Source organism: Pseudomonas sp. Pdm06 (assembly GCF_014851795.1).
GTDB classification, from domain to species: Bacteria; Pseudomonadota; Gammaproteobacteria; order Pseudomonadales; family Pseudomonadaceae; genus Aquipseudomonas; species Aquipseudomonas fluorescens_AA.
Window position 1 is genome coordinate 67,658 of the sequence record NZ_JACVAH010000011.1, and the last position, 13,320, is coordinate 80,977.

The 13,320-nt window shown below is 61.9% G+C and carries 12 protein-coding genes; 3 read left to right on the forward strand and 9 right to left on the reverse strand.

Annotated elements, in window-relative coordinates:
- Window positions 1-32 precede the first annotated feature (32 nt).
- Window positions 33-815 (reverse strand): sulfite exporter TauE/SafE family protein, encoded by a 783-nt coding sequence (locus IB266_RS18340; protein ID WP_192262020.1) that lies wholly within the window; start codon window positions 813-815, stop codon window positions 33-35.
- Window positions 816-1,175: 360 nt separating this feature from the next.
- Here IB266_RS18340 and IB266_RS18345 point away from each other — a divergent pair, with 360 nt between their 5' ends.
- Window positions 1,176-1,922 (forward strand): NRDE family protein, encoded by a 747-nt coding sequence (locus tag IB266_RS18345; protein WP_192262021.1) that lies wholly within the window; start codon window positions 1,176-1,178, stop codon window positions 1,920-1,922.
- A gap of 131 nt (window positions 1,923-2,053) precedes the next feature.
- Here the strand turns inward: IB266_RS18345 and ptsP are convergent, their stop codons facing one another.
- Window positions 2,054-4,333 (reverse strand): phosphoenolpyruvate--protein phosphotransferase, encoded by a 2,280-nt coding sequence (gene ptsP / locus IB266_RS18350; protein WP_053180992.1) that lies wholly within the window; start codon window positions 4,331-4,333, stop codon window positions 2,054-2,056.
- A gap of 22 nt (window positions 4,334-4,355) precedes the next feature.
- Complete coding sequence (locus IB266_RS18355) at window positions 4,356-4,835, reverse strand: RNA pyrophosphohydrolase (protein WP_003186867.1); 480 nt, start codon at window positions 4,833-4,835, stop codon at window positions 4,356-4,358.
- 143 nt (window positions 4,836-4,978) lie between these two features.
- Here IB266_RS18355 and IB266_RS18360 point away from each other — a divergent pair, with 143 nt between their 5' ends.
- On the forward strand, window positions 4,979-5,635 hold the full coding sequence (locus tag IB266_RS18360; RefSeq protein ID WP_192262022.1) for an HAD family hydrolase: 657 nt from the start codon (window positions 4,979-4,981) through the stop codon (window positions 5,633-5,635).
- A 106-nt stretch (window positions 5,636-5,741) separates the two neighbouring features.
- Here IB266_RS18360 and IB266_RS18365 read toward each other — a convergent pair whose 3' ends face one another.
- Both IB266_RS18365 and ilvA read right to left on the reverse strand, forming a co-directional pair.
- A complete protein-coding gene (locus tag IB266_RS18365) occupies window positions 5,742-6,170 on the reverse strand; it encodes a DUF2269 family protein (protein WP_192262023.1) in 429 nt (142 codons plus the stop codon).
- Between the two features lie 184 nt (window positions 6,171-6,354).
- On the reverse strand, window positions 6,355-7,869 hold the full coding sequence (ilvA, locus tag IB266_RS18370; RefSeq protein ID WP_060739701.1) for a threonine ammonia-lyase, biosynthetic: 1,515 nt from the start codon (window positions 7,867-7,869) through the stop codon (window positions 6,355-6,357).
- Window positions 7,870-8,122: 253 nt separating this feature from the next.
- On the opposite strand from ilvA, the gene rpiA reads away from it, so the two are divergent.
- On the forward strand, window positions 8,123-8,797 hold the full coding sequence (gene rpiA / locus IB266_RS18375; protein WP_060739700.1) for a ribose-5-phosphate isomerase RpiA: 675 nt from the start codon (window positions 8,123-8,125) through the stop codon (window positions 8,795-8,797).
- A gap of 139 nt (window positions 8,798-8,936) precedes the next feature.
- Here the strand turns inward: rpiA and IB266_RS18380 are convergent, their stop codons facing one another.
- The 4 genes from IB266_RS18380 to IB266_RS18395 form a co-directional block, all read right to left on the reverse strand.
- Complete coding sequence (locus IB266_RS18380) at window positions 8,937-9,851, reverse strand: SdiA-regulated domain-containing protein (protein WP_192262024.1); 915 nt, start codon at window positions 9,849-9,851, stop codon at window positions 8,937-8,939.
- A gap of 121 nt (window positions 9,852-9,972) precedes the next feature.
- Complete coding sequence (locus tag IB266_RS18385) at window positions 9,973-10,905, reverse strand: SdiA-regulated domain-containing protein (RefSeq protein WP_192262025.1); 933 nt, start codon at window positions 10,903-10,905, stop codon at window positions 9,973-9,975.
- Between the two features lie 232 nt (window positions 10,906-11,137).
- Entirely contained in the window at window positions 11,138-11,803 is a 666-nt protein-coding gene (locus IB266_RS18390) for a fumarylacetoacetate hydrolase family protein (protein WP_192262026.1), read from the reverse strand.
- 41 nt (window positions 11,804-11,844) lie between these two features.
- The gene (locus IB266_RS18395) at window positions 11,845-13,239 is read right to left on the reverse strand and encodes an FAD-binding oxidoreductase (protein WP_192262027.1); all 1,395 of its coding nucleotides are present in this window, start codon (window positions 13,237-13,239) and stop codon (window positions 11,845-11,847) included.
- Between the last annotated feature and the right edge of the window lie 81 nt (window positions 13,240-13,320).

The window sequence follows — 13,320 nt, forward strand, 5'->3', positions numbered from 1 at the left end:
CGCTGCCACCTCGGGATTAAGCCAGGATTGCGTCAGAACAGAAAACTCAAGCCCACGCAGAATAGCAAGGCGGCGAACAGCCGCTTGAGCAAGCGCGGCGACAGGCGATGGGCCAGCCGCGCGCCGAAACGGGCGAAGACCATGCTGGTCAAGGCGATGCCCAGCAGCGCCGGTAAATACACAAATCCGAGACTATGGGCCGGCAGCAGCGGATCGTGCCAGCCCAGAATCATGAAACTCAAAGCACTGACCACGGCGATGGGCAGTCCGCAGGCCGATGACGTGGCGACCGCTTGCTGCATCGGTACGCTGCGCCAGGTCAGGAATGGCACGGTCAGCGAACCGCCGCCGATGCCGAAAATCGCCGAGGCCCAGCCGATCACGGTGCCGGCCACGGTCAGCCCGGCCTTGCCCGGTACGGTGCGGCTGGCCTTGGGCTTGACGTCCAGGGCCAGTTGCATGGCAACGATCAGGGCGAACACGCCGATGATCTTTTGCAGGTGCGGGCCGGAAATCGCTTCGGCGGTGATCGCGCCGAAACCGGCACCGATCAGGATTCCCACCGTCATCCAGGCGAAAATCGGCCAGCGCACCGCGCCTTTGCGCTGATGCTCGCGCACGGCGTTGACCGAGGTGAAGATGATCGATGCCAGGGACGTGCCGACGGCCAGGTGCGTCAACACCTGCGGATCGAAACCCTGCAGGGTGAAACTGAACACCAGCACCGGGACGATGATGATCCCGCCCCCCACGCCGAACAACCCGGCCAGCACCCCCGCGCAGGCGCCGAGCAGCAGATAGAGCACAAATTCCACCAGACTCTCCCCGCCCATCCCCGAAATAAGAGCGGCATGGTAACGGATCCAGGGCCCCTGGCTCCACTGAAGGCGATGGATGCCGGGGCGATGTGTGGGTAGAGTGGGCTGAGAACCCTGGAGATATTGGGGGGACGAACTGCTGTTGTGGCGAGGGAGCTTGCTCCCGCTGGGTGTAGGAGCTGTCGAGTGCAACGAGGCTGCGATCTTTCCCCTGACACTTGAATCCCAAGCGAAAGGTCAAAAGATCGCAGGCTTCGCCAGCTCCTACAGAGCCCAGCGGGAGCAAGCTCCCTCGCCACAAAGGCTGTGTTCGGCTCTACTCTTTCAATGGATTGGCATTATTAACAGGACGACCTGATGTGCCTGATCGTATTTGCCTGGCGCCCCGGCCACGCCCAACCGCTGATCGTGGCGGCCAACCGCGACGAATTCTATGCCCGGCCGACCTTGCCCCTGGCCCAATGGCCTGACGCGCCCCATGTTCATGCCGGGCGCGATCTCGAAGCCGGTGGCACCTGGCTCGGTATTGGTGCCGAAGGTCGTTTCGCCGCCCTGACCAACATTCGCGACCCGGGCCAGGTGCCGGCCTTCAAGTCGCGCGGTGAACTGGTAGCGCGGTTCCTGACCGGGAATCTGTCGATTGCTGATTACCTCAGCGAGATCGTGCCCCGCGCCAACGAGTATGGTGGCTTCAACTTGCTGCTCGGCGATGGCACCGAGCTGTGGCACCACAACGCCCGCGATACCCAGCCCCAGCGTCTGGCCGAGGGCGTCTATGGTTTGTCGAACGCTGGGCTGAACACGCCATGGCCCAAATTGCTCAAGGCCCGGGCGGCCCTGGGCGAGGTGCTGGACGATCCGCAGCCCCAGGCCTTGTTGGCGCTGCTGAACGACCCACAACCCGCGCCGGTGGCGGAACTGCCAGACACGGGCGTGGGCCTGGCGACCGAGATGCTGCTATCGAGTGTGTTCATTGCCAGCCCGGCCTACGGGACGCGGGCGAGTACGGCGCTGATTCTCCATGCCGATGGGACGCGGCAGATGGTCGAGCGCAGTTTCGGGCCGCATGGGGGGCATTTGGGGGAGGTGGAGGTCAGGGTTTAGTTTTGCTGTGTCATTGCGGGCCTCATCGCGAGCAAGCTCGCTCCCACAGTAGATCGTCAGTGAACACAAATTTGTGAACCACCGAGATCCACTGTGGGAGCGAGCTTGCTCGCGATAGGGGCGCCGCAGGATCAGAGCGTCTTGTTCGAAGCCGGATTGATCATCCGCGCCAACCCAAGGTTCTTCAGCGCCAGTTGCAGGGAGCTGTGGATCACTTGCGGGTTGTCGATGGTCATCACTTCCGCCAGCAATTCCTGGGCCTTGCTGAGGTTGATCTGGCGCAGCATCCACTTCACTTTCGGCAGGTTGGTGGCGTTCATCGACAGGCTGTCGAACCCCATCGCCATCAGCAGCACCGCGGCCGCCGGGTCGCCGGCCATCTCACCGCAGATGCTCACCGGCTTGCCTTCGGCATGGGCGTCACGCACCACGTTCTGCAGGGCTTGCAGCACCGCCGGGTGCAGGTAGTCGTACAGGTCGGCAACCCGTGGGTTGTTACGGTCCACGGCCAGCAGGTACTGGGTCAGGTCGTTGGAGCCCACCGACAGGAAGTCCACCTGCCGCGCCAGTTCCTTGGTCTGGTACACCGCCGCCGGGATCTCGATCATCACCCCCACCGGCGGCATCGGCACGTCGGTGCCTTCGTCGCGGACTTCGCCCCAGGCCCGGTGGATCAGGTGCAGGGCTTCTTCCAGTTCATGGGTGCCGGAGATCATCGGCAACAGGATGCGCAGGTTGTTCAGGCCCTCGCTGGCCTTGAGCATGGCGCGGGCCTGGACCAGGAAGATTTCCGGGTGGTCGAGCGTCACGCGGATGCCGCGCCAGCCGAGGAACGGGTTGTCTTCCTTGATCGGGAAGTAGGACAGGGACTTGTCGCCGCCGATGTCCAGGCTGCGCATGGTCACCGGTTGCGGGTGGAACGCGGCCAGTTGTTCGCGGTAGATCGCCAGCTGTTCCTTTTCGCTGGGGAAGCGCTGGTTGATCATGAACGGCACTTCGGTGCGGTACAGGCCCACACCCTCGGCCCCACGCTTCTGCGCCCGGGCCACGTCGGCCAGCAGGCCGGTGTTGACCCACAAGGGCATGCGGTGGCCGTCGAGGGTCACGCATGGCAGGTCCCGCAATGCGTCCAGTCCCAGGGACAGTTGCTTTTCTTCCTCCACCACATCGGCAAACTGCTTGCGCAGCACGTCGCTGGGGTTGGTGTAGACCTCGCCGTGGTAGCCATCGACGATCATCTGGATGCCGTCGACCTTGGAGTACGGCAGGTCCACCAGGCCCATCACCGTCGGGATGCCCATGGCCCGGGCCAGGATCGCCACGTGGGAGTTGCCCGAGCCCAATACCGAGACCAGCCCCGCCAGCTTGCCTTCGGGCACTTCGCCGAGCATGGCCGGGGTCAGCTCTTCACTGACCAGGATTGTGTTGTCGGGGTAGACCAGGGTCTGCTGGCGCTCCTGCTGCAAGTAGGCCAGCAACCGGCGGCCAAGGTCCTTGACGTCCGAGGCGCGCTCGCGCAGGTAGGCGTCGTCCATCAGTTCGAAGCGGTTGACGTGGTCGGTCACCACCTGGCGCAGCGCGCCCTGGGCCCACTGGCCGGTCTTGATGACGGTGGTCACTTCGCTGCCCAGGGAGGCATCGTCGAGCATCATCAGGTAAACGTCGAACAGCGCGCGCTCTTCAGGGCGCAGCTGCGTCGCCAGCTTGGCCGACAGGGCCCGCATGTCGGCCCGCACGCCTTCGATGGCGGTCTTGAACAGGCCCAGCTCGGCGTTGATGTCGGTGATGGTCTTGTCCGGCACCACGTCGAGGTCGGCGGGTGGCAACATGACCACGGCCGTGCCCACCGCCGCGCCCGGCGAACCCGGCACGCCGACGAACTTGGCTTCCTGGATGCCCTTGCCCTGGCGACCCAGGCCGCTGATCGAACCGGTGGCCTCGGCGTGGGCGATAACGCCGGCCAGTTGCGCGCTCATGGTCACGAGGAAGGCTTCTTCACCTTCGTCGAACTGGCGGCGCTCTTTTTGCTGGATGACCAACACGCCGACGACGCGGCGGTGGTGGATGATCGGTGCGCCGAGGAACGAGGCATAACGCTCTTCACCCGTTTCGGCAAAGTAGCGGTAGCGCGGGTGATCCGCGGCGTTTTCGAGGTTCAGGGGTTCTTCGCGCGTGCCGACCAGGCCGACCAGGCCTTCATTGGGGGCCATGCTGACCTTGCCAATGGAGCGCTTGTTCAAGCCCTCGGTGGCCATCAGCACGAAACGGTTGGTCTCGGGGTCCAGCAGGTAGACCGAGCAGACCTGGCTGCCCATGGCCTCTTTGACGCGCAATACAATAATCCCCAACGCCGCCTTGAGATCCTTGGCGGAGTTAACTTCCTGGACGATCTTGCGCAGCGTATTGAGCATGGCTCGGGGTCGAACTCCGTCGTCAGTCGCGCGTCAGCAGGCGCGGGGCAAGCTCTTTGAGAGCGCGTCGATACACTTCGCGCTTGAATGTCACCACCTGGCCCAACGGATACCAATAGCTGACCCAGCGCCAGCCATCGAACTCCGGTTTACCGGTCAAATCCATCCGCACCCGCTGCTCGTTGGAGATCAGGCGCAGGAGAAACCATTTCTGCTTCTGGCCGATGCACAGCGGTTGGCTGTGCGTGCGGACCAGGCGTTGCGGCAAACGATAGCGCAACCAGCCTCGGGTGCAGGCGAGTATTTCGACATCTTCTCGCTCAAGCCCCACTTCTTCGTTCAACTCGCGGTACAAGGCCTCTTCCGGCGTCTCCTGAGGGTTGATCCCACCCTGGGGAAACTGCCAGGCGTCTTGATTGATACGGCGAGCCCATAGCACCTGCCCAGCATCATTCGTAAGAATGATCCCCACATTGGGACGGAAACCATCGGGATCGATCACGGCAACAACCTCGCAAACGCATGTCGCCGCATTGTTCCACAAAGGTTGTGAAAGCAGCAACGAGCGCCCCTAGCTTATGTGCACTCTTGTGAAAAGTCCGTATTCTGGACGCCTTTCTTCAGATTTTTCAGCGAGTAACTGCAATGCGGCTGGCTTTATTCGACTTGGATAACACATTGCTGGGCGGCGACAGCGACCACGCGTGGGGCGATTACCTGTGTGAGCGCGGTTTTCTGGACGCTGTCACGTACAAGGCACGCAACGACGCGTTCTACGAGGATTACCTGGCCGGCAAGCTCGACAACGCCGAGTACCTGAATTTTTGCCTGGAAATCCTCGGGCGTACCGAAATGCACGTGCTGGCCCAGTGGCACCAGGACTACATGCGCGACTGCATCGAGCCGATCGTATTGCCCCAGGCCATCGAACTGCTGAAAAAGCACCGTGCCGCCGGTGACAAACTGGTGATCATCACCGCCACCAACCGCTTCGTCACCGCGCCGATTGCCGAGCGCCTGGGCGTCGAAACCCTGATCGCCACTGAATGCGAGATGGTCGACGGGCGCTACAGCGGCCGCAGCACCGACATCCCGTGTTTTCGCGAGGGCAAGGTGACGCGCCTCAACCGTTGGCTGGAGGAAACGGGGTATTCCCTGGAGAACAGCTATTTCTATAGCGATTCGATGAATGACTTGCCGCTGCTGGAGGTGGTGACGCACCCGGTGGCGGTGGATCCGGATCCGAATCTTCAGGCCGAAGCCGAGAGGCGGGGTTGGCCGGTGATTTCGTTGCGCGGCTGAAAATGGCTATCGCGAGCAAGCTCGCTCCCACAGGGGATTTGCGTCGATCACGCAACCTCTTGTGGGAGCGAGCTTGCTCGCGATGAAGGCGACACGGTCCAAAGCCTTAAACCGGCTTGGCCCCCATCAACCCCGCAATGGCGATAAAGCAGACGACGCTGAACAGTGCCAGGGCCAAGGTGAATTTGCCGTTGCCCGCCGTCGGCAGCTTGCGCAGTTTGTTCAACCGCACCAATAGCCAGAACCCGGCCAGCGCCGCCACGGTGTACAGCACGCTGGAAGCCAGCAGCCAGGTCTGGCCCAGTGGCCAGCCGACTTGATGCACCATCCACCAGCCGGTGAAGGGCAGGCTCGCCAGTGCCAGGATCATCACCAGCCAGATGAACAGTCGCGGCCGTTGCAGCGTGCGCGCGGCCGCCGTGGCGTCGCCGTTGCGTCGCGTGCGCCAGACCCAGACGGCCAGCCCCAGGGCGCCTGCCAACAGCAACACCGTGGCGACGACGTGAGCGATTTTCAGCGCGGTTAACGTTTCCATCGTTCGATTTCCTTATGACGTGCTCAACAGCTTAGACCCCCGTGGCGAGGGAGTTGTGGGAGCAAGGCTTGCCCGCGACGAAGCTGACGCGGTTTGCCTTGGAACCGAGACGTCTGTGTCGCGAGCAAGCTTTGCTCCCACAGAAGCTCCCTCGCCACAGGTCCAAACAGCCGCAATTATGGGTTCACCCCAGGAATAGCTGGTACGCCGGGTTGTCACTTTCATCCCAGTACGGATAGCCGATTTCCTCCAGGGCTGCCGGCACCAGGTGGCGTTCATCGTGAGGCACTTGCAGCCCCGCGACTACGCGGCCGTCCGCCGCGCCATGGTTGCGGTAGTGGAACATCGAGATATTCCAGCGCCCACCCAGCTTGTTGAGAAAGTTGAACAGCGCGCCCGGGCGCTCCGGGAACTCGAAGCGCAGCACCACTTCATCGATGACATGGGCCGCATGCCCGCCGACCATGTGGCGGATGTGCAACTTGGCCAGCTCATTGTCGGTCAGGTCCAGCACCGGGAAGCCTTGTTCGGTCAGGCTGGCGATCAGCGCGCTGCGCGGGTCGTTTTCCGGGTGGGTCTGCACGCCGACGAAAATGTGCGCTTCACTGCCGGTGTTGTAGCGATAGTTGAACTCGGTGATCTGGCGCTTGCCGACGGCTTCGCAGAACGCCTTGAAGCTGCCCGGCTGCTCGGGGATGGTCACGGCGATGATCGCTTCGCGGCCTTCGCCCAGCTCGGCGCGCTCGGCGACGTGGCGCAAGCGGTCGAAGTTGACGTTGGCACCGGAGTCGATGGCCACCAGGGTCTGGCCGCTGATGCCCCGTGACTCGACGTACTTCTTGATCCCGGCCACGCCCAGGGCACCGGCAGGTTCGGTGATCGAGCGGGTATCGTCGTAGATATCCTTGATGGCAGCGCAGATCTCGTCGGTGCTGACGGTGATCACTTCGTCCACGTGGTGCTTGCAGATATCAAAGGTGTGCTGGCCGATCTGCGCTACGGCAACGCCGTCGGCGAACAGCCCCACGGTCGGCAGCACCACGCGCTCGCCCGCGGCCATGGCGGCTTGCAGGCAGTTGGAGTCGTCCGGTTCGACGCCGATGATCTTGATGTCCGGGCGCAGGTATTTCACGTAGGCCGCGATCCCGGCAATCAGCCCGCCACCGCCCACCGGGACGAAAATCGCGTCCAGGCGCCCAGGGTGCTGGCGCAGGATCTCCATCGCCACCGTGCCCTGCCCGGCAATGGTGTGGGGGTCGTCATACGGGTGGATGTAGACGTAGCCCTTTTCGTCCACCAGTTTCAGCGAATAGGCCAGGGCTTCGGGGAACGAATCGCCGTGCAGCACTACTTTGCCGCCACGGGAGCGCACGCCTTCGACCTTGATTTCCGGCGTGGTCTTGGGCATCACGATGGTGGCCTTGACCCCCAGCACCTTGGCCGCCAGGGCCAGGCCCTGGGCGTGGTTGCCCGCCGAAGCCGTGACCACGCCGCGGGCGCGTTCTTCGTCGCTGAGCTGGGTCAGCTTGTTGTAGGCCCCGCGAATCTTGAACGAGAACACCGGCTGCAAGTCTTCACGCTTGAGCAAAATGCTGTTGCCCAGCCGCTCGGAGAGCTGGCGAGCGGTCTGCAGCGGGGTTTCTACGGCAACGTCGTAAACGCGCGAGGTGAGGATCTTTTTGACGTACTGTTCAAGCATCGGAAAGCATCACTGAGCGGGTTGGGCAGGGCCAAGGAGTCTAACCCGGCTTTTGGCCGGGCGACCACACGAATTAAGGGGTTTGAAGGCCGCGAGCCCCCGCTGGCGAGGGTGCCTACTCCCGTTGGGCCGCGCAGCGGCCCCAGAAAAAGCGATGAGCGCTTCGCACTCAAGCGGGAGCAAGCTCCCTCGCCACGGTTTCTACGCCTATAATGCCGGCCTTTCGTTCCCTCTCGGCACCTTCGGAGCCCGCATGACCCAGGATCAACTCAAACAGGCCGTGGCCCAGGCCGCCGTCGACCTCATCCTCCCGAAACTGGATGACAAGAGCGTCGTCGGGGTAGGCACCGGCTCCACGGCCAATTGCTTCATCGATGCGCTGGCGCAACACAAGGGCGCGTTTGACGGCGCGGTCGCCAGCTCCGAAGCGACTGCCGCGCGCCTCAAGGGCCACGGGATCCCGGTGTACGAGCTCAACACCGTCAGCGACCTGGAGTTCTACATCGACGGCGCCGACGAAAGCGACGCGCACCTGAACCTGATCAAGGGCGGCGGCGCGGCCTTGACCCGCGAGAAGATCGTCGCGGCGGTGGCCAAGACCTTCATCTGCATTGCCGATGCCAGCAAGCTGGTGCCGGTGCTGGGCGCATTCCCATTGCCGGTGGAAGTCATTCCCATGGCCCGCAGCCACGTGGCCCGGCAATTGGTGAAGCTGGGCGGCGACCCGGTGTACCGCGAAGGCGTGCTGACCGATAACGGCAATATCATCCTGGACGTGCATAACCTGCAGATCACCAACCCGGTGGAGCTGGAAAGCCAGATCAACGCCATCGTTGGCGTGGTCACCAATGGTTTGTTCGCGGCGCGTCCGGCGGATGTGCTGTTGCTGGGAACCGCTGAAGGGGTGAAGACCCTGCGGGCTGAGTAAGTTGGCGAAACAGTTCTTTTGAGTGAAGCAGCCTGTGGGAGCGAGCTTGCTCGCGATAGCGGTCTATCCAACACGCTAATGTTGGCTGACACACCGCCATCGCGAGCAAGCTCGCTCCCACATTAGGTTTTGTGGTGCATCAAGGCTGCGGCTTCTTGAACACATAGAACAGGTTCGGCTCACTCACCAGGTACAGGTTGCCATCGTCGTCCATGGCCAGGCCCTCGGCCTGGGGTACGGTTTTTTGCAGGCCCTGGCCACCCTTGCTCAACGACAGCGTGCTCAACGGCCGGCCGTCGATATCCAATTCGATAATCAGCCGCGATTCATCGGACAGCGCCAGCAAGTGGCCGCTGCGTTCATCGTATTGCAGGCTTGAAAGGTCGCGCACGAACAGCCCGGCATCGCGCTTGGGGTTGTTGATCACATGGACCGCGTAGGATTTTTCTGGATTGTGGTGGGGAAACCCATGCACTTCATAAATCAGCATCGGGTCGCGTTCCTTGGCCACGAACAGGCGTTTGCCCACTGAGTCGTAGGCCAGCCCTTCGAACCCCTTGTTGCCGCTCATGTGCACGCCGAGGGTCATTTGCTCGGCGTCGGCGGCGTCGAGGAATTGGGTGTCGTCCTCCAGGTGAATCTTGATCAGGCGCTGCTGGCGCTCGTCGGTGATGACGTAAGTGTCTTCGCTGATGAATTCCACCGCCTCCGGATCGCCAAAGCCGATCAGGGCGATGCGCCGCAAAATCTTGCCGTCCAGCGACAGCTCGATCAGCTCGGCGTTTTTATTGGTCACGGTGAACAGGCTCTTGCGGACCGGATCGAACGTCAGTGCGGAGACGTCATCGTCCAGGCCGTCGATCACCTGCGCTTCGACCGTGACGCGGTATTGGTCCAGGGCGATGGTCTCTTCGCTGATGGGTTTCCAATAGGTGTTGAGGTTGAACCAGGCGCGCTCGAACAGGCGCAGGTGTTGACCGGCGGCGATCAGGAGGATCAGCACCAGCGTCAGCAATATCAGGATCAAGGGTTTGGGGCGGGCGAGTCGACGCATGTTGGGGTGGGCTCGGATGAGAACAGGTGAGTGGAAATACCACGGCTGCCTGAACTGAAGCTTAATGGCTGTGTGCCACACCCTACAACGAAAGGGAACTTACCTTACAGAGTTAGCCCTGTCAGCGCTGTTTTTCGAGACGATAGAACAGATTCGGCTCGCTGACTATGTACAGGTTGCCGGCTTCGTCGATGGTGACGCCTTCGGCGCGAGGGATCGTGTCTTTCAGGCCGTTGAAGCCACCCAGCAAGGTCATGAAGCTGACTTGTTCGCCTTTTTCGTCCAGTTCCAGCAGCAGGTGGGAGTCGGCCGAAAGCACCAGCGTATGACCGGTGCGCGGGTCGATCGCCAATGCCGAGAGGTTGCGCAGGTCCAGTTCATTGCTGACATGGATCTGCTTGTCGCCCTTGAGCAGTTGGCTGCCATCGCTTTTCCAGGTGAACAATGCCGGCGGGCGTTCTTCGCCGAGCACCAGTTGCTGGTTGCGCGGGTCCCAGGCGATCGCTTCGAACCCTTTGTTCTGGTTCTGCGAGGTGCCCAGATCATAGTGAGGAAAGTCAGTACTGTTCAGCTCGCGGGTGTTGGCATCCACCTGGACGATCGACAGCATGTGATTGCGCTCGTCGGTAATCGCCAACAGGCCATTGGTCATGTAGGTCACGCCTTCAGGGTTGCTCCAGCCCACCAAAGGCATCTTGCGCAGCACGTCGCCCTGCAGGGTCAGCTCCACCAGGAAAGGGTTCTTGCCCATGACCGCGAACAGGGTCTTGGTCTGTGGGTTGTAGGCCACATCGGATGCCTCGTCCTTCTCCATGCCCGGTAGCGGCTTGGCGTCGATCACGGCGTGGTAGTCCGGCAACCAGATGCTTTCCTGGCGCTGGGCCGGGCTCTGGAAGTGTTCCGATAGCCAAAGCAGGCCGCGGTCGTCCCAATGCATCGCAAACGCCAGGCCATAGGCTGCGGCCACCGCCAGCAGCGACCAGGCATACCAGGGCAAGGCGAAGCGCGAGCGGCGGGCAGGTTTGGCGGCAGGCAGTGCTTGGGTTTTGGCCATCGGGGAATGCGTTCCAGAAAATTCGGCTAGGGGAGTGGCTGGCTCAGATGCCGCATTCCCCGGAATTATCCGGATGGCATGTGAAAAAAACGGTAAATGATCGCAGATGCGTCATGTATACCCTGTGGGAGCGAGCTTGCTCGCGATGAGGCCATCACCTTCAACATGGGTGTTGGCTGGCACACCGCTATCGCGAGCAAGCTCGCTCCCACAAGGGAGCAAGGGTTGGCCGTTAGCGAACGCTGCTTTCGAAGCGGCTCGCCCCTGGCAGTTCCAGGATCAGCTCATCGCCCGCATTCAGCGGCCCGACGCCCGCCGGGGTGCCGGTGAGGATCACGTCGCCGGCCTGCAGCGAGAAGCAACCGGCCATGTATTGGATCATCGGCACGATGGGGTTGAGCATCAGGCTGCTGTTGCCGTCCTGGCGCACTTCACCGTTGATGGTCAGGCGCACGGGAATGTCAGTCAGGTCGGCAAACGTAGCGTTCGAAACAAACGGGGCAATCACCGCCGCGCCGTCAAAGGACTTGGCAATCTCCCAGGGCAGGCCCTTGGCCTTGAGCTCGGCCTGTTTGTCCCGCAGGGTCAGGTCCAGGGCCGGGGCGAAGCCGGAGATCGCGTCCAGTACTTCTTCAGCGCTGGGTTTGGTGGACAGCGGCTTGCCGATCAGTACGGCGATTTCCGCCTCGTAGTGCACCGAGCCACGGTCGGCGGGAATGCTGAAGCCGCCTTCCAGCGGCACCACACAACTGCCCGGCTTGATGAACAGCAAAGGTTCGGTGGGCACCGGGTTGTCCAGTTCCTTTGCATGTTCGGCGTAGTTACGGCCAATGCACACCACTTTCCCCACCGGGAAATGAATACGTGTACCGTCGACATACTGGTGCTGATAGCTCATTACCGACTCCTGCTTCTGGGGTTCATCAGGTGTTTTAGGTATCAAATCGCGAAAATCTTGCCCGGGTTCATGATGCCGTTCGGGTCGAAGACGGCCTTCACGGCTTTCATGTATTCGATTTCTACCGGCGAACGACTATAGGTCAGGTAGTCGCGCTTGGTCATGCCCACGCCGTGTTCGGCGGAAATCGAGCCGTTGTACTTCTCGACGGTTTCAAAGACCCATTTGTTCACGGTCGCGCATTTGGCGAAGAACTCATCCTTGCTGAGGTTTTCCGGCTTGAGGATGTTCAAGTGCAGGTTGCCGTCGCCAATGTGGCCGAACCAGACGATTTCGAAATCCGGGTAGTGTTCGCCGACGATCGCGTCGATTTCCCGCAAGAAGGCTGGGACTTTCGAGACAGTCACCGAAATGTCGTTCTTGTACGGCGTCCAGTGGGAAATGGTTTCGGAGATGTACTCGCGCAGCTTCCACAGGTTCTGCAGTTGGGTTTCGCTCTGGCTCATCACGCCGTCCAGCACCCAGCCCTGCTCCACGCAGTGCTCGAAGGTTTCCAGGGCGTGGTTGGCGACTTCTTCGGTGGTGGCTTCGAATTCCAGCAAGGCGTAGAACGGGCAGTCGGTTTCGAACGGCGCCGGAACGTCGCCACGACCGAGGACCTTGGCCAGGGCCTTGTCGGAGAAGAATTCGAAGGCGGTCAGGTCCAGCTTGCCTTGGAAAGCGTGTAGCACCGGCATGATCGAGTCGAAGTCCGGGGTGCCGAGCACCATGGCGGTGAGGTTTTTCGGCGCGCGGTCCAGGCGCATGGTGGCCTCGACCACGAAGCCCAGGGTGCCCTCGGCGCCGATGAACAGCTGTCGCAAGTCGTAGCCGGTGGCGTTCTTGATCAGGTCCTTGTTCAGTTCCAGCAGGTCGCCCTTGCCGGTGACGACCTTCATGCCCGCCACCCAGTTGCGGGTCATGCCGTAGCGAATGACCTTGATACCGCCGGCATTGGTGCCGATATTGCCGCCAATCTGGCTGGAACCTGCCGAGGCGAAGTCCACCGGGTAGTACAGGCCATGTTCCTCAGCCTGGTTCTGTAGCTGTTCGGTGACCACGCCCGGCTGGCACACGGCAGTACGGTCGGTCAGGTTCACGTCGAGAATCTGGTTCATGTAGTCGAATGACACCACGACTTCGCCGTTGGCAGCCACGGCCGCGGCGGACAGCCCGGTGCGCCCGCCCGATGGCACCAGCGCGATTTTGTGCGCATTGGCCCAGCGCACGATGGCCTGGACTTGTTCGGTGGTCTTGGGAAAGACAATGGCCGAAGGCGCCGGGGCGAAATGCTTGGTCCAATCCTTGCCGTAAGCGTTCAGGGAGTCGGCATCGGTCAAGACTTTGCCAGGCTCAACCAGGGTCTTCAGCTCATCTATCACGGCAGGATGGGTCATCGACAGAACTCTCGAACAATTCATGGTCATCCTGAGAACGCTTCACGTCGCAGGAATGAGTGTTTAGCGGGGTGCGTATGC